The organism is Polaromonas sp., assembly GCF_043778355.1.
GTDB lineage: Bacteria > Pseudomonadota > Gammaproteobacteria > Burkholderiales > Burkholderiaceae_C > Polaromonas.
On sequence record NZ_JAYWHI010000009.1, the window covers coordinates 1 to 16,039 of the forward strand.

Sequence of the window (16,039 nt, forward strand, 5' to 3'; positions counted from 1 at the left end):
GATTGGTGCCCAAGCCAGTTTGACGAAAAATATAGAACCTCAGACAATCGCAAGCCCTGATCCGCTTTGACCTGCGCTCCTCGGCCCAGCCCGACGGGTTGGGGGATGGAAGAAAGACCAATGCGGGGACAAAATCCCGGAGCCCCTGAAGCGCGCAGCGCTTCAGGGACGGGACTCCCAAGCGGCCGTCATGTTTGCACGCGAGCGCAGCGCACGCGGCCAAATGAAGCTCCCCGCCATCGCCCAGCGGGGCGAGGGAGGGGCGGGGGGAGGGAGTGGGGAGTTCAGTCCTGCGGTCTTTTGCACACCGGGGTGTTGAGGCTTTCCACTGCGGCGCGGCGCTGGCAAGTTCAGCGCTTCCTCAGCCCCAGCACCATCACCGCGCCGACCACCAGCAGCGCGCCGGCCACCTGCACCGGTGCAATCGACTGGCCCAGGATCAGCCAGGCCAGCACCAGCGCAAACACCGGCTCCACATTCATGATGGCCGAATTGCCGACCACACCGAGTTTGGGCAGCACCGTGAACATGATGGTGAAAGCCGTGCCGTAGAGAAAGGTCAGTGCCGCCAGTCCGACCCAGCCGGCCGCCGCCTGCGGCAGGTGAAAGCCGCCCTGCGCGCCGACCAAGCTCAAGGCAATCAAGCCGGCCACTGTCATGGTGGTGGCGGTGCGCACACGCCCGTCCACGTCGGCGGTTTCCTGCTGCGTGATCACCAGGGCCAGCCCGAAGGTGGCGGCCGCAGCGAGCGCAAACGCCACGCCCGCACCTATGCGCGCCCATTGGCCCGACGCGCCCAGGCCCGAGGCCGCGCCGAAGACGTCGAGTGCCAGCGCCAGCCCGAGCAGGATCACCGGCATGGCGATCAGCATGGCGCGTTCGGGATGCTGCCGGTACACCACGGCGGCCCATAACGCCGTCCAGATCGGGTAGGTGTTGAAGGCCAGCAGGGCCAGCGCCACCGGCAGGCGTGCCACGGCCGAATACAGGCACAGGCTCTGGATGCCGATCAGCAGACCAATCAGCGGCAACATGCGCTTGTGGCGCGCGCTGAAGCGGACATGCACACGCGCCACGGCCAGCAGCGCAACGATCACCAGGGTGGTGACGCCGCTGCGGAACACCACCGCGGTGGCGACGTCGACGCCGTTGTTGAAGGCAATGCGCGCCGCCACATGGTTGGCGCCCATCATCAGCGCGATCAGCAGCAAGGTGGCGAAGGCGGTGCCACTGATGGCTTTGGTGCTGGCCATCAGTACAAACCGCGGACGCGGGCATGCAGGCGCGACAAGCCGAGCAGCGCATCGGTGAAAGGTGTGGGCACCTGCGTCAACTCGCCCAGCTCCTTCACCACCGTCACCAGGGCATCGAGCTCCACCGCCTTGCCGGCCTCCACGTCCTGCAGCATCGAGGTCTTGAAGGCGCCGAGTTTGAGGGTGACCGCGTGCCGGTCTTCCGGCTGTTGGGCTATTGGGATGCCGATGCGCGCACCAATTTCTTTGGCTTCGAGCATCACCTTCGAGATGAAATCACGCACCAGCGGGTCGCCCAGGATCAGGTCGGTGGTGGCGCCGGTGAAGGCGCTGATCGGATTCACCGTCATGTTGCCCCAGAGCTTGTACCAGGTGTCTTTCTGGATCTGCTCCGACACGGCGACTTCATGGCCGGCTTGTTCCAGCAGCGCCGCCAGTGCCTGCACCCGCGCGGTTTTTTCGCCAGAGGGCTCACCGATGAAAAGTTTGTTGCCGAAGTGGTTCTTCACAAAACCGGGGCTGTTCAGCGAACAGCTCGCATGCACGACGCAGCCGATGACATGGTGCGCCGCAATCGCGCGGGCGATCGCGCCGTCCGGGTCCACCGCTTTCAGGCGGGTGCCGCTGTACTGTGCGCCAAAACCTTCAAAAAACCACCAGGGCACGCCGTTCATCGCGGTCAGCACCATGGTGTGCGGGCCGAGCAGCGGCGCGATGACTTTTGCAACGTCTGCCAATGCCGGTGCCTTGACGGCGATGATCACCAGGTCCTGCACGCCGAGTGCCGCCGGGTCTTCACTGGCCTTGACCTGGACGGACATGACTTCCGATTGTCCTGATCCTGTCGAAGGGCGTGCAGACTCAAGCCGCAAGCCGTGTTGCTGCAGCGCCGCCAGTGTCGTGCCGCGTGCCACCACGCTGACATCGCAGCCCGCCTGCGCCAGCTTCACGCCCATCCAGCCGCCAATCGCGCCGGCGCCGTAGATACCTACTCTTTTAATGGTCAAATCAGCCTCCAGCCCTTGTGTGGTATGCGTAACATGCTCTACTTTTTATAGCTGTCGTCGATCCGGTCGACCTGCCGCACCAGCGCATCGAACACATCCTGGCCAGCGCCAAACTGCGCGTCGAACTGGAAAGAGTCGTGGGTGGTCTTTTTGGCCACCGCCTCCGTCACGGCAATCGCCGGGCCCATGGCCGCCTGCGCGAGCTGGATGTCGCAGGCCCGCTGCAAGGTCCACAGCCGCACAAAACACAGCGGCAAGGTCGGCGCCCAGGCCAGCAGGCCGTGGTTGCGCAGGATTATCACTGGCTTGTCGCCGATGTTTTTCAGCAGGCGCGGCGCTTCGTCGGCGTGAATGGTGATGCCCTCGAAGTCGTGGTAGGCCACCAGGTCGTGCAATTGCGCCGAGTAAAAGTTGTTCTGTGCCAGTCCGCCGGCCGTGCAGGCGACCGCGATGCCGGCGGTGGTGTGGGTGTGCATCACGCAATGCGCACCGGTCAGACCGTTGTGGATGGCCGCATGTACGGTGAAGCCGGCCGGGTTGACGGGCCAGGGGTTGGTGTCGAGCTTGTTGCCCTTGAGGTCGATCTTGAGCAGATTGCTGGCCGTGACTTCCGAATAATGCAGGCCGAAGGGGTTGATCAGAAACTGTTTGTCTCCGCCGGTCACGCTGTCGGGCAGGCGCACGGTGATGTGGTTGTAAATCATCTCGGTCCAGCCCAGCATTGCAAACACGCGATAACAGGCGGCCAGTTGCAGGCGCGCCGCCCACTCCTCGGGATGCATGGCGGCGGGCGGTGGGTTCAGGACGGCGTTCATGGTTCAGGCTCCGGATGTATATCTATCAGTAGGTCTTGCCGGCGGGCGCGACCCTGACGTCGGCCTTGAAGGTCGCGGCCAGCGCACTGGTGTGGCGCACCAGCAAGTGGGTGTCCAGGCCAACTGCGACAAAGCTGCAGCCCAGGGCGATGTAGTGACGCGCCAGCTTTTCGTCAGTGGTCAGGATGCCGGCCGCCTTGCCGGCTTTGATGATGCGCTTGATGGCCGATTCAATCGCCGCCTGGACGTCGGGATGACCGGGGTTGCCGACATGACCGAGCGAAGCCGACAGATCGGCTGGGCCGATAAAGACACCATCGACACCGTCGACGGCGGCAATCGCGTCCAGGTTGTCCAGCGCGGCTTGAGTTTCGGCTTGCACCAGCAGGCACACCTGCGCATTGGCCTCATGGGCATAGCCGGGAATGCGGCCCCAGCGCGAGGCCCGCGCGCCGGCCATGCCGCGTATGCCGCCGATGTCCTGGCCCTGTGTATCGTATTGCGGGTAGCGCGTGGCGCGCACCAGGGCGGTGGCCTGCGCCGCGGTATCGACCATGGGCACCAGCAGCGTCTGCACGCCGATATCCAGATACTGCTTGATCAGCGCTTCGCCGACATGGCCGTGGCCCATGGGCACGCGCGCAATCGGGTGTGAAGGGTAAGCCGCCACCACCTGCAACTGCGCCAGGATGCTGCGCACATCGTTGGGCGCATGTTCACCATCGAGCAGCAGCCAGTCGAAACCGGCGCCGGCGCAGATCTCGGTGCTGTAAGCGTCGGCCAGGCTGACCCACAGGCCGATTTGCGTTTGTTGGGTGGCGATGGCCTGCTTGAAGGTATTGAGGGGTGTTTGCATGTCAAAGCTCTCAAGAAAAACGAAATTCGAAACGGCCCAGTGGCCCATAGTCGGCGGCGAACACGTCGCCGGTTGTGGCCACCACTGGCCGGGTGAAGGAACCGGCCAGCACAACCTCGCCGGCCTGCAGGCATTCGCCCCAGGGCGAGAGTTTCATCGCCAGCCAGGCCACACCGATGGCGGGGTGGCCCTGCACGCCGGCAGCCAGGCCGGTTTCCTCGACCACGCCGTTCTGACGCAGGATGGCGCCAATCCAGGGCAGATCGACCTCGCGCGGGGAGACCCTGCGCCCGCCCAGCACGATGCCGGCGTTGGCGGCGTTGTCGCTGATGGTGTCCTGCACCTTGCGCATGGCTTTGCTGTGGCGATCGAGCTGCTCAATGCGCGCGTCGATGATTTCGATGGCCGGCTGCACGTAGTCGGTGGCGTTGAGAACATCATCGATGGTGATGTGTGTACCTTCCAGTTTCTTCTTCAGGATGAAAGCCAGCTCGACCTCGACACGCGGTGCGATGAAGCGGGCGGAGGGAAGCTCGCCTGGCTCGAAAAACATGTCGTCCAGCAAGGTGCCGTAATCGGGCTCGTCGATCTGGCTGGAGATCTGCATGGCGCGCGAGGTCAGGCCGATCTTGTGGCCGCGGACGCTGCGGCCTTCGGCGGTTTTCATCTTCACCCAGGCGCGTGAAATCGCGTAGCCGTCTTCGACCGTCATGCCCGGGAAGCGTTTGGAGAAATGTTCGACCTGCACGCGCGACTTCTCGCTGTGGTGCAGTTCGGCGGCGAGCAGGGCGATGCGTGGCTGATCAAACACAGGCGGTGTCATTGCGGCCTTGAGCCGCAATCCAGGTAGTCGTGGCAGTGGATTGCGGCTCAAGGCCGCAATGACAGCAGAGACAAGTCATTTGTTGAACAGGGGATGCAGGCTGCTGTGTTTGCCGTCGTAGACCTGGCCCGGGCTTTCGTCAATCTGCAGCGTCATGCCGACGGCCTGTCGCTCGAAAAGCGTCCCGAAATGGCTTTTAGCCCCTGCCAATAGGGCGTCTCCAGCTCTCTTTTTTGTAGCACCCGAGCGGCCGCTGGCCATCCGCAGGTTCAGGTAGATAAAGCCGTAGTCGCCCTTGCCGTCGGCCACTGCGTAGTGCGCTGCGGGGTAGGCCAGCACGCGTGTGCCGCCGGTGGGAAAGACCTGCTTGCCTTCCTCGTCGCGCGTGGCCAGCATGATGTCGGCCAGCTTGCGGCACAGCGCCGTCATGTCGGCCTGCGCTTCCAGGTTGGGGGTGTAGAGGATGACGAGATGGGGCATGTGAGTCCAGTCAGTCGGTCGAATCCGACAACGGCGTGACCGGAAAAATCGCATTGATCTGTCCGGTGCCCGAACTGCCGAAGTAGGGCGTGACGATTTCCACCGGCGCGGCGTAGCTGTTCCCACCGAGCAGGCCCAGCAGCATGGCGGTGTCGTGCATGTCGCCTTCGCCCCAGCACTTGTCGGCGTACATGGGCAACATGCCGATAAATGTTTTCCAGTCGCCGGCTTTCCAGAGGTCGATCACACGCTGGTCCACCTGCTCCAGGAATGGATCGTAGACCTTGTGCATGAATTCGGGCGCGCGGCCGTTGTCGGCAAAGTGGTGTGACAGCGAGCCGCTGGCAAACACCGCAACAGTGCCGGCGTAGTCCTCCTCGATGGCTTTGCGCACCGCCAGGCCGAAACGCCCGGACTCTGCCAGGTCGTGCCAGTCGCACCAGCCGCTGATGCTGATGACCTTGTAGTGCTGGTCGCTGTTCATATAACGCATGGGAACCAGCGTGCCGTAGCCGAGTTCGAGCGAGGTGTCCGAATGTGCGCGGCTTTTCACGCCCATGGCATTGGCTTTGTCGGCCATCAGGTGGCCGAGCGCCGGGTTGCCAGGGTAGGCATAGGGCATGTTCTTGATGAAATGCGGCAGCTCGTTGCTGGTGTAGTTGCCCTCGAACTTCGGCCCGCAGTTGATGTGGTATTCACTGTTGACCTGCCAGTGCACGTCGAACACCACAATGGTATCCACGCCGAGCGCGCGGCAGCGGCGGTCGATCTCCTTGTGGCCCGCGATGGCGGCGTCGCGGCATCCGAAGTTGGGGCCCGGAAACTCCGACAGGTACATGGAGGGGACATGTGTGATTTTGGCCGCGAGGGCTAGCTTACCCATGACGAGTCCTCAGGCTGTAACACCCTCCCCTCGAGGGGAGGGATGGGGAGGGGGGCGTCCCATTAACCCCAAGGGGGAGCGCATTCATGCGCCTCCCCAATGCGGAATCGGGTGCGACCCGAGGGATACCGCCACGTTTTTCGGCTCGCAGAACACCTCATAACTCCAGGTGCCGCCTTCGCGGCCGGTTCCCGATGCCTTGGTGCCGCCAAAGGGCTGGCGCAGATCGCGCACGTTCTGGCTGTTGACGAAACACATGCCGGCTTCCACAGCGGCGGCGACGCGGTGCGCCTTGCCGATGTTTTCGGTCCACACATAACTGGACAACCCGTAGGCTGTGTCGTTGGCGAGGCGAATCGCCTCGGCCTCGTCCTTGAACGGGATCAGGCAGGCGACCGGACCGAAAATTTCTTCCTGCGCGATGCGCATGTGATTGTCCACGTCGCCAAACACTGTCGGCAGGACGTAATTGCCCTTTCTCACCCGGTCCGGCAGGTCTGGTGCGCCGAGGCCGCCGCACAGCAGGGTGGCGCCTTCTTTCGGGCCCAGCTCGATGTAGCTGCGCACCTTGGCCAGATGGCCCTGCGAAATCATTGGGCCTATCGTGGTCGACTCGTCCAGCGGGTCACCGACCTTGATGCGTTGGGCGCGTTCCACAAACTTCGCGGCGAAGTCGGCGTAGATCGACTGCTGCACCAGGATGCGTGAGCCGGCCGTGCAGCGCTCACCGTTGTTGGAGAAGATCATGAAAATCGCGGCGTCGAGTGCGCGCTCCAGGTTCGCGTCCTCGAAGATCACAAACGGCGACTTGCCGCCCAGCTCCATGCTGAATTTTTTCAGGCCCGCGGCCTGCACGATGCGGTTGCCGGTGGCGGTCGATCCGGTGAACGAAATCGCGCGCACGTCCGGGTGCCGGCACAGCGGTTCGCCGGCGTCCTTGCCGGTGCCATGCACGATGTTGAGCACGCCCGGTGGAATGCCGGCTTCGAGTGCCAACTCGCCCAGCCGCGCGGCCGTCATCGGCGACAGCTCGCTCATCTTGAGTACGGCGGTGTTGCCAAAGGCCAGGCAGGGCGCGACCTTCCACGTGGCCGTCATGAAGGGCACGTTCCATGGCGAGATCAGCGCACAGACGCCGGTCGGGTGATACAGCGTGTAGTTCAGGTGCGTTTCGGTCGGGTAGCTGTGGCCATCGACACGGGTGCACATCTCGGCGAAGTAATAGAAGTTGTCGGCAGCGCGCGGGATCAGTTGCCTGCCGGTCTGGGCGATCACCTGGCCGCAGTCATTGGTTTCCATCTGCGCGATTTCCGGCACATGCGCAGCGATCAGGTCGCCGAGCTTGCGGATGATTCTGGCGCGTGCCGGCGCTGCCATGCCCGCCCATTTTGGAAAGGCTTCTTTTGCGGCGCCGACAGCGGCGTTGACTTCGGCCTCACTGCCCGAAGCGACCTCCGCAAGAACTTCCTGCGTAGCGGGATTGACAGTCTCGAAATAACTGCTTCCCACAACGGTCTTGCCGTTGATGAGGTGATCAATTTTTGTCATGTCTGTTCAATCGTGTTGATGAGGTCGCCCAAGCCGCCGATGCTTGTGACGACGACATCGCCGGGGCGGCAATCGACCACACCGTCGGGCGTACCGGTCAGGATCAGATCGCCCGGCTGCAGGGTCATGAAGCTGCTGAAGTATTCAACCAGGAAGTTCACGTCAAAAATCATGTCTTTCGTGTTGCCGGCTTGCGTGACCTTTCCGTTGACGGTGGTCTGTAGCGCCAGCGCCATCGGGTCGGCGATGTCAGCCGCATCGACCAGCCAGGGGCCCAGCGGTGTACAGGTGTCCCGGTTTTTCACGCGCACGTTCGGACGGTACCAGTTCTCCAGGTAGTCGCGGATCGCGTAGTCGTTGGCGATGGTGTAGCCGGCGATGAAGCCAGCGGCGTCATCACGCTTCACTTTTTTTGCAGTTCTGCCAACCACGATGGTCAGCTCGCACTCGTAATGCATGAGCTGCGCGTCATTGGGCCGACGCGTCAATTGCCGATGGCCGATGAGCGTGCTTTCGCCCTTGATAAAAACCAGTGGTTCATCGGGTGCCTTGAATTCGAGCTCTTTCGCGTGGTCGGCGTAGTTCAGACCCAGCGCCAGGATGGTCCGCGGGCGCGGGGTGGGCGCCAGCGGCGGCAGCCAGCGTACCGTGTCTTCAGCGACGAGCTGGCCGGTGTCGAGCAGGAGTTGGCCGTCTCGGGGCGTAGCGTTGTGGATGGTGCCTTGGTGGATGACCCGTGCATGTCTCATGAAGTCTCCGCCACCAGGGTGTTGCTCAATGTGGCGAATCCCGGCGCCGAGATGTCGATCTGATCGCCGGCTTTGGCGAGCGGGCGTCCCGCGTCACACCCGAGCATCAGCACATCGCCGGGGCGCAGGGTCATGAATTCGCCTACGTCCGCCAGCAGCCGCGCGGCAGGGCGCACCAGTTGCGAAAAGTCGACGGTCTGTTTCAGATCACCGTTGATGCGCACTTCCAGCCTGAAGGTCAAAGGATCGCCAGCATGATCCGCCATCAGCATGCGCTCACCGACGCCCAGAAAACCGTCCAGGTTTTTGAACTTGACGGGCGGGCGGAAAAAGCTGGTGTGCGGCACCGACAGGTCGTTCACCAGAACATAGCCGGCCACCTGACCGTGCTCCCCGATCACCATCGCGATGGTGGCGCCGATCTCGACCTCGGGCACGCGCGCCGGCACGGCAATGGGCGCGCCGTGCGCGCTCCAGGTGTTGGCGGTCTTGACATACAGCACCGGCGCTTTCGGCGGCGTCTTGTAGGGTGGCTGCGTCATCTGCGGCGCCAACGCGGTGAGCTCGCCGTGAAAGTTCAGCAAGGTGCCGTAGACAGTGCCTTCAGGCATCCAGCTCATGGCTGCTCCAGGTCAATGACTTCGTCGAGCAAGGCGTAAAGCTGTGCCAGCTTGTCCTTGCCCAGGGATGTCTCCATCCACGCGTAATGCGCTTCGATGGTTTGCGACAGGGTGCTGACCAGTTTCATGCCCTTGTCGGTGGCCTCGACCACGCTGCGGCGCTGGTCGGCCGGGTCACGCGCGCGGCGGATCAGGCCGTCGCGCTCCATCCGGCTCAAGACGCCGGTCAAGCTGGGGCCAATGATGAAGGCCTCGCGCGCCACCTTGCCGGTTTCCACCACGCCGTGTTCGCCCAGCACCCGCAGCACGCGCCACTGCTGGTCGCTCAGCGCGTGTTCGCGCAATTGTGGCCGGGTGTGTGCCATCACGGACTCGCGCGCCTGCAGCAGCAGGCGGGGCAAATTGCGGTGGGTAAAAGGCGGTGTCATGCGGTGCGGGCCATTTATTTAACATGTTAAATGAAAACAGCGCTTGCCCCTGATCGGATGCTGCAGGACTTACCCGTACTGTGTATAAATACAGTAATATCCGGCATGGCCAAAGACAAGACGATTTACAGCTGCACCGAATGCGGCGGCACCAGCCCCAAGTGGCTTGGCAAATGCCCGCATTGCGGCGCCTGGAACACGCTGGTCGAATCGGCCGCCGAAAGCGCCTCGCCAGTCAAAAACCGGTTCGCTTCGCTGGCCAAACCGTCGGAAGTCGCCACCCTCGCCGACATCGAAGCCTCCGACATGGCGCGCACACCTACCGGGCACGAGGAACTGGACCGTGTGCTCGGTGGCGGGATTGTCGAAGGCGGTGTGGTGCTGATTGGTGGCGACCCCGGCATCGGCAAATCGACCTTGCTGCTGCAGGCGCTTGATTCGCTGCAGCGGGCCGGGCTGGACACGCTGTACGTCACAGGCGAAGAAAGCGGCGCCCAGGTCGCGCTGCGTTCGCGCCGGCTCGGGCTGGACGGTTCGCAGGTCAAGGTGCTGGCGGAGATCCAGCTCGAAAAAATCCTCGCCACGCTGGAAGCCACCAAACCGGCGGTGGCCGTGATCGACTCGATCCAGACCGTGTATTCAGACCAGCTCACGTCCGCGCCCGGTTCGGTGGCGCAAGTGCGCGAATGCGCCGCCCACCTGACGCGTGCAGCCAAAGCCAGCGGCGTCTGCATCATCCTGGTCGGCCATGTCACCAAAGAAGGCGCGCTGGCCGGCCCGCGCGTGCTCGAACACATGGTCGACACCGTGCTGTATTTCGAGGGCGACACCCATTCGAGCTTCCGGCTGGTGCGCGCGATCAAAAACCGTTTTGGCGCGGTTAACGAAATCGGCGTGTTCGCGATGACCGAAAAAGGCCTCAAGGGCGTGACGAATCCCAGCGCGATCTTTTTGAGTCAGCACAGCGAACCGGTGCCCGGCAGTTGCGTGCTGGTCACTCTCGAAGGCACGCGGCCCCTGCTGGTCGAGATCCAGGCGCTGGTCGACAGCGGCGGCCCGAGCCCGCGCCGGCTGTCAGTGGGCCTGGACCGCGACCGGCTGGCCATGCTGCTGGCGGTGCTGCACCGCCACGCCGGCATTGCCTGTATGGACCAGGACGTGTTTGTCAACGCGGTCGGCGGCGTGCGCATCAGCGAACCGGCGGCCGATCTGTCGGTGATGCTGGCCATCACCTCCAGCCTGCGCGGCAAGCCGCTGCCCAAGGGTTTTATTGCTTTTGGCGAGGTCGGCCTGGCCGGCGAGGTGCGCCCCGCACCGCGTGGTCAGGAGCGCCTGAAGGAAGCCGCCAAGCTCGGCTTCAGCGTCGCCGTGGTGCCCAAGGCCAATGCGCCGAAAAAGCCCATCGAGGGTCTGACCATCCATGCGGTCGAGCGGGTGGAGCAGGCGATTGATCTGGTGCGCAGCCTGGCGTGAGTGGTACCCAGGACTCCGAATTGCTATCAAATAAATAGCTGATTGCATCGACTGGGTATGGGCTAAAGGTCAAAAATGTTCTAAAACTGCGGGGCGATGGCCGGCTACGCACTCTCCGCATCAGGCTGGCGTTCGTTGCCTGCGAAAATAGCGCGATGTACTTCCAGAAAATTCTTGTTCCGATCGCCGGTGTGGCTGTGGTTGTGCTGGCCTACCGTGGCTTTGGCTGGCCGGGTGTGGCTGCGGCCGTCGGCGGCTTGCTCATGTGGGTGTTGCTGCATTTCACCCGCATGATGCAGGTGCTCAGGCGGGCGTCCGACCAGCCCATCGGTTATGTTGCCAGCGCCGTCATGCTCAACGCCAAGCTCAGGCCGGGGCTCACGCTGATGCATGTGGTGGCCATGACGCGTTCCCTCGGCGCCTTGCGCTCGGCGAAAGATACGCAGCCCGAAATCTTCGTCTGGACCGATACCGCCGGCTCGTCGGTGACCTGCACCTTTGTTGGCGGCAAGCTGAGTCATTACGAGCTGTTCCGGCCGGTGCAGCCGGACCAGCAGGGACCCGCGCCCACCGATTCCGGCCAGGCGCCGCCGTCCCCGTAAAATAATCCCTTCGGGTTTGCCGCAAGGGAACCCGGCGCGCGGCAGCTATTTACAGACACACCCACCGAGGATTCGCACCATGTCCCCCCTTCCCCCTTCCATGGCAGACCGTGACGGCAAAATCTGGATGGACGGCCAGATGGTCGATTGGCGTGACGCCAAAATCCATGTCCTGACCCACACCCTGCATTACGGCTGCGGCGCATTTGAAGGCGTGAGGGCTTACCATTTGCAGGACGGCAGTACCGGCATCTTCCGCCTGGAAGAACACACCGAGCGCCTGTTCAACAGCGCCAAAATCCTGCGCATGCAAATTCCGTTTACCCCGGCCGAGGTCATGCAGGCCACGCTGGACGTGGTGCGGGTCAACAAGCTGCCAAGCTGCTACATCCGTCCCTTGACCTGGATCGGCTCCGAAAAACTCGGCGTCTCGCCAAAAGGCAACAAAATTCACCTGATGGTCGCGGCCTGGCCCTGGGGTGCGTATCTGGGCGATGAGGGCTTGCGGCGCGGCATTCGTGTGAAGACATCAAGCTTCACCCGGCATCACGTCAACATCACCATGGTCCATGCCAAGGCGGTGAGCAACTACACCAACTCGATTCTGGCCAACATGGAAGCCACCGACGAAGGCTACGACGAAGCGCTGTTGCTGGACCCGCAGGGCTTTGTGTCCGAAGGTGCGGGTGAAAACGTGTTTGTGGTGCGCAAGGGCGTGGTGTATACGCCCGACTCCAGCGCCGGTGCGCTCAATGGCATCACCCGAAACACGATTTTTTCAATTTGCGCGGACCTTGGCATCACGATCCGGGAGAAGCCGATCACGCGTGATGAAATCTACATCGCCGACGAAGCATTTTTCAGCGGCACTGCCGCCGAAGTCACACCCATCCGCGAGCTGGACCGGGTCGAGATCGGCAACCGGGGTGACGGCGGCTCGCGCGGGCCCATCACCGAGAAAATTCAGGCAGCGTTTTTTGATATCGTGAACGGGCGCAACCCCAAATACGCATCCTGGTTGGCCAAGGTCTGATCATGAGTACCTCCTTTACCGTTGAACTGCTGGCCAAAGACCTGAACGCCCAGGGCGGGGTGTTCTGCCCCAGTCCCAAGGCGGACATGAAGATCTGGAACAGCCATCCCAAGGTTTACCTGGATGTGGCGCGCACCGGTCAGGCCAAGTGCCCGTATTGCGGCACGACTTACGCGCTGAAAGCAGGCGAGCACGTCGGCGCCGGTCACTGACCTGGCCGGTCGGGCTGAGCCTGTCGAAGCCTTCTTCAGACATCGCAGTTTGCAAACACCCTTCGACAAGCTCAGGGCGAACGGAAGCCATGTCAGATAACTCGCGCCGTTCCCTCGTCATCGCCCCGCAGTGGATAGGCGATGCGGTCATGACCGAACCGCTGCTGCGGCGTCTGCATGCGCGCGGTGAGCAGCTCACGGTCGGCGCGCTGCCCTGGGTGGCGCCGGTGTACCGTGCGATGCCACATGTGCACGAGGTGATTGAGTTCCCGTTTGCGCACGGCGGGCTGCAACTGAAGGCGCGCCGCGCACTCGCAAAACGTATCGCCGGCCAGTTCGATACCGCCTATGTGCTGCCGAACTCATTGAAAAGCGCCTTGCTCCCCTTGCTGGCCGGCATCCCGAAACGCATCGGTTACCTCGGGGAAGCGCGCATCGGCCTGCTGACACATCGCCTGAAAAATCCGCTCAAGGGAAAGCGCCCGCCCATGGTGGCGTTTTATTCGGCGCTCAGTGGCGACACCGACCTGGCCACGGACCGGCCCGTGCTGACCATGCCGCCGGCCGAGGTGGCCCAGGCGCTGGCCGAACTTGGCCTGCAGCGCGGCGCTTATGTGGTGTTTGCGCCCGGCGCCGAGTACGGTCCCGCCAAACGCTGGCCGGCCGCGCATTTTTCGGCACTGGCGCAAAGCCTGGATGTGACTGTGGTGCTGCTCGGCTCCGGCAAAGAGGCGGCGCTGTGTGAAGAAATCGCGGCTCCGGTCAACGCCTTGCAGACGGGAAAATGCCTGAACTTCGCCGGCAAAACCACGCTGGTTCAGGCCCTGTGTGCCATCGCCGCCGCCCGGCAGGTGGTCAGCAACGATTCGGGCTTGATGCATGTGGCGGCGGCTTTTGGCGTGCCGCAGGTCGCGATCTTCGGGTCGTCCAGCCCGCTGCACACACCACCCTTGAGTGAACTAGCAACTGTGTTGTGGCTCAAGAACGATCCGGATTACCAGCCGCCGCTGGACTGCGCGCCCTGCTTCGAGCGCGACTGTCCACTGGGCCACACCCGTTGCCTCAAGGACATCAGCGCTGCACGGGTACTGACAGCGCTTCCCTAAGCCGGAAAAGCATCGAGCGCGCCGAAGCCAGCCTGCGGCTGGCCCGGTGTGCGCGCCACGTTCATGACCCAGCAGACCATCGCGAAATAACCGACCAGCGTCGTCAACTCGACCACGCCCTGTTCGCCGAAAACCGCCAGCGCGGCCGCATAAGTCGCGTCGCACACGCCGTGGTGGGCCAACAGTTCAGTCACCAGGTCGATCGCGGCGGCTTCGTCGGCGGCTGCGCTGTGCGGGTACTTGCCGGCGGCGACGGCATCAAGAACGCCCTGTGCCACGCCGGCCTTGAGCGCCAGCGGCGCATGCATCAGCCACTCGAACTGGTTGCTCACATGGCGCGCCACCAGGCACATCGCAAGTTCCCGGATGCGGACCTCCAGCAGGCAGTCAAACCGCAGGTATTCGCCGACCTTGCCGACCCGTGCCATCAGGTCTGGACTGCGCAGCAGCGCAATAAAGGGGCCCAGCACGGCCTTGCGCGGGCCCGCGATCAAGGCGTCGGCGGCTTCACGCTGCGCCGCCGACATCGCTTGCGAAGCCATCATCGGGAGTCGCTCATGCGGCGCTGGCGAAAAGCCTTGAGAAACGGGTGCTGCCTGATCGGGTGAGGTCACGGTGAAACTCCTGGTGGCGGGTGGTGGCGGGTACCGATGGTAACGCGGTGCTGGCAGGGGCCAGGCAAAAAAAAGCCACCTTCCGGTGGCTGGTCAAAACCCTCTTTCGAGGGTGTCGTTGAGATGAGAAGGCCTGTTGATCGACCTGGGGTTCCTCGCCTTTGCCTTGTTGTTGATTCACAGTGTTGTCACAGCAACAACAGGACTGTAGGGGCGATGCTGCCTGCACGGCATCCCCTAAATAGGGGAGAAGTGTCTCTTTCAGCATGAACAAGTGCAAAAAACAGCACCTGTTTCGCCTGTGATTATTGCGACGGGCTTCTGGAAGCCTGGGCGACAGCCAACACCGGCAACTCCACCACGAAAGACGCACCGCCGCCTGGCCGGTCTTCGCAGCGCACTGTGCCGCCGTGGCGCTCGGTGATGGACTTGACCAGCGCCAGGCCCAGACCGACGCCGCCCTCTCGCTCGCTGGCGCCCGGCAGGCGGTAGAACGGCTCGAAAATGCGCTCGCGCTGGTTGGCGGGAACGCCGGGGCCGCGGTCGTTGACGCGGATCACCACGCTTTCGCGCGTGCCCATTCCCGACTGCGACAGCTCCAGGCTGATCTCGCCCGTGCCGTAACGCCTGGCGTTTTCCAGCAGGTTGCGGATCAGGCGGCGCAGCAGGCGCGGCGAGCCCTGCACTGTCAGGCTATGGGTTTGCGCGGCGGTGCCAAGCTCGGCCTGCACACGGGCGCATTCCTCGGCGGCCAGGCCGGTCAGGTCCAGGGTCTCGAACGGTTCGGCGTCGGTCTGGCGCGCGTCAAGCCGGCTGGCCAGCAAGATTTCGTCAATCAACTGGTCCAGCTCGTTGATGCTGCGTGAGATTTCAGCGCGTTGCGACGACCCGGCGCCTTCGCTCATGAGTTCCAGCCCCATGCGGATACGGGCCAGCGGCGAGCGCAACTCGTGGGAGGCGTTGGCCAGCAGCGACTTGTGGGAGACAAGCAGCGACTTCTGGGTGTCCATCAGTGTCTCGATGCGCTCGGCCGCGTGGTTGAAACGCTCTGCCAGGAAGGCCACCTCGTCGCTGCCATTGACCGAGACACGCGCCGACAGGTCGCCGTCACCCCAGCGCTCGACACCGCGCTGCAGGCCCTCCAGGCGCTGCGTCAGGCGGCGCACGATGGGGTAGGTGCCCAGTGCCACCGCCAGCGCCACCACACCCAGCATCCAGCCAAAGCCGAAGGGCGGCTTGGTCCAGGAGTTGGTCGGCGGCCGTTTGGGACGCGGCAACACCAGGTGCAGATTCTGTCCGTCCAGCGTCTGCACCTTGAATTCCAGCCCTTCGCCAAGCTTGCGGTCGGGTTTGGTCTGGGCCTTGCCGATGACCTCACCGGCGCTGTTGTGCACCAGGACTTCACGGATGGGCAGTTGTGGCGGATCGGTACTCAGTTGCCAGGCCGCACCGACGAGAAAAGCCAGCACGACCACCGTGGCGACCACGGCCAGCCAGATGCGCACATACAGATGGGAGGTAAAACGAACCCACATAG

The 16,039-nt window shown here is 63.4% G+C and carries 18 protein-coding genes; 5 read left to right on the forward strand and 13 right to left on the reverse strand.

Annotated features, from left to right (window positions below; all coding sequences use genetic code 11):
• Window positions 1-350 precede the first annotated feature (350 nt).
• The 11 genes from ACH2CW_RS01225 to hpaR form a co-directional block, all read right to left on the reverse strand.
• The gene (locus ACH2CW_RS01225; protein WP_395055017.1) at window positions 351-1,253 is read right to left on the reverse strand and encodes an EamA family transporter; all 903 of its coding nucleotides are present in this window, start codon (window positions 1,251-1,253) and stop codon (window positions 351-353) included.
• The gene (locus ACH2CW_RS01230; RefSeq protein WP_395055019.1) at window positions 1,253-2,260 is read right to left on the reverse strand and encodes a 2-dehydropantoate 2-reductase; all 1,008 of its coding nucleotides are present in this window, start codon (window positions 2,258-2,260) and stop codon (window positions 1,253-1,255) included. The genes ACH2CW_RS01225 and ACH2CW_RS01230 overlap by 1 nt, the downstream gene beginning before the upstream one ends.
• A 38-nt stretch (window positions 2,261-2,298) precedes the next feature.
• Entirely contained in the window at window positions 2,299-3,075 is a 777-nt protein-coding gene (locus ACH2CW_RS01235; RefSeq protein ID WP_395055021.1) for a class II aldolase/adducin family protein, read from the reverse strand.
• Window positions 3,076-3,100: 25 nt separating this feature from the next.
• Complete coding sequence (gene hpaI, locus ACH2CW_RS01240; protein WP_395055023.1) at window positions 3,101-3,931, reverse strand: 4-hydroxy-2-oxoheptanedioate aldolase; 831 nt, start codon at window positions 3,929-3,931, stop codon at window positions 3,101-3,103.
• A 10-nt stretch (window positions 3,932-3,941) separates the two neighbouring features.
• Window positions 3,942-4,754 (reverse strand): 2-oxo-hept-4-ene-1,7-dioate hydratase, encoded by an 813-nt coding sequence (gene hpaH, locus ACH2CW_RS01245; RefSeq protein WP_395055025.1) that lies wholly within the window; start codon window positions 4,752-4,754, stop codon window positions 3,942-3,944.
• A 75-nt stretch (window positions 4,755-4,829) separates the two neighbouring features.
• A complete protein-coding gene (locus tag ACH2CW_RS01250; protein WP_395055027.1) occupies window positions 4,830-5,234 on the reverse strand; it encodes a 5-carboxymethyl-2-hydroxymuconate Delta-isomerase in 405 nt (134 codons plus the stop codon).
• Window positions 5,235-5,244: 10 nt separating this feature from the next.
• Window positions 5,245-6,117, reverse strand: coding sequence for a 3,4-dihydroxyphenylacetate 2,3-dioxygenase (gene hpaD / locus ACH2CW_RS01255; RefSeq protein ID WP_395055029.1), 873 nt, complete (start codon window positions 6,115-6,117; stop codon window positions 5,245-5,247).
• An 84-nt stretch (window positions 6,118-6,201) separates the two neighbouring features.
• On the reverse strand, window positions 6,202-7,665 hold the full coding sequence (gene hpaE, locus ACH2CW_RS01260) for a 5-carboxymethyl-2-hydroxymuconate semialdehyde dehydrogenase (protein WP_395055031.1): 1,464 nt from the start codon (window positions 7,663-7,665) through the stop codon (window positions 6,202-6,204).
• On the reverse strand, window positions 7,662-8,414 hold the full coding sequence (locus ACH2CW_RS01265) for a fumarylacetoacetate hydrolase family protein (protein ID WP_395055033.1): 753 nt from the start codon (window positions 8,412-8,414) through the stop codon (window positions 7,662-7,664). Before ACH2CW_RS01265 ends, hpaE begins: the two co-directional genes overlap by 4 nt.
• The gene (locus ACH2CW_RS01270; protein WP_395055035.1) at window positions 8,411-9,034 is read right to left on the reverse strand and encodes a fumarylacetoacetate hydrolase family protein; all 624 of its coding nucleotides are present in this window, start codon (window positions 9,032-9,034) and stop codon (window positions 8,411-8,413) included. Before ACH2CW_RS01270 ends, ACH2CW_RS01265 begins: the two co-directional genes overlap by 4 nt.
• The gene (gene hpaR, locus ACH2CW_RS01275) at window positions 9,031-9,462 is read right to left on the reverse strand and encodes a homoprotocatechuate degradation operon regulator HpaR (RefSeq protein WP_395055037.1); all 432 of its coding nucleotides are present in this window, start codon (window positions 9,460-9,462) and stop codon (window positions 9,031-9,033) included. The genes ACH2CW_RS01270 and hpaR overlap by 4 nt, the downstream gene beginning before the upstream one ends.
• A gap of 105 nt (window positions 9,463-9,567) precedes the next feature.
• Here hpaR and radA point away from each other — a divergent pair, with 105 nt between their 5' ends.
• The 5 genes from radA to waaF all read left to right on the forward strand — a co-directional run bounded on the left by radA (window position 9,568) and on the right by waaF (window position 13,888).
• Window positions 9,568-10,935, forward strand: coding sequence for a DNA repair protein RadA (gene radA / locus ACH2CW_RS01280; RefSeq protein WP_395055038.1), 1,368 nt, complete (start codon window positions 9,568-9,570; stop codon window positions 10,933-10,935).
• Between the two features lie 155 nt (window positions 10,936-11,090).
• Entirely contained in the window at window positions 11,091-11,537 is a 447-nt protein-coding gene (locus tag ACH2CW_RS01285) for a glycerate kinase (RefSeq protein WP_395055039.1), read from the forward strand.
• 79 nt (window positions 11,538-11,616) lie between these two features.
• The gene (locus tag ACH2CW_RS01290) at window positions 11,617-12,570 is read left to right on the forward strand and encodes a branched-chain amino acid transaminase (RefSeq protein ID WP_395055040.1); all 954 of its coding nucleotides are present in this window, start codon (window positions 11,617-11,619) and stop codon (window positions 12,568-12,570) included.
• Window positions 12,571-12,572: 2 nt separating this feature from the next.
• Complete coding sequence (locus ACH2CW_RS01295; RefSeq protein ID WP_395055041.1) at window positions 12,573-12,782, forward strand: zinc-finger domain-containing protein; 210 nt, start codon at window positions 12,573-12,575, stop codon at window positions 12,780-12,782.
• 89 nt (window positions 12,783-12,871) lie between these two features.
• Window positions 12,872-13,888 (forward strand): lipopolysaccharide heptosyltransferase II, encoded by a 1,017-nt coding sequence (gene waaF / locus ACH2CW_RS01300; RefSeq protein WP_395055042.1) that lies wholly within the window; start codon window positions 12,872-12,874, stop codon window positions 13,886-13,888.
• On the opposite strand, the gene ACH2CW_RS01305 is transcribed toward waaF, so the two are convergent.
• Both ACH2CW_RS01305 and ACH2CW_RS01310 read right to left on the reverse strand, forming a co-directional pair.
• Window positions 13,885-14,502: a carboxymuconolactone decarboxylase family protein gene (locus tag ACH2CW_RS01305; protein WP_395055043.1), complete on the reverse strand. Its 618-nt coding sequence runs from the start codon at window positions 14,500-14,502 to the stop codon at window positions 13,885-13,887. The genes waaF and ACH2CW_RS01305 overlap by 4 nt on opposite strands.
• Before the next feature lie 305 nt (window positions 14,503-14,807).
• Window positions 14,808-16,037, reverse strand: a complete 1,230-nt coding sequence (locus ACH2CW_RS01310) for an ATP-binding protein (protein WP_395055044.1) — start codon at window positions 16,035-16,037, stop codon at window positions 14,808-14,810.
• Window positions 16,038-16,039 lie beyond the last annotated feature (2 nt).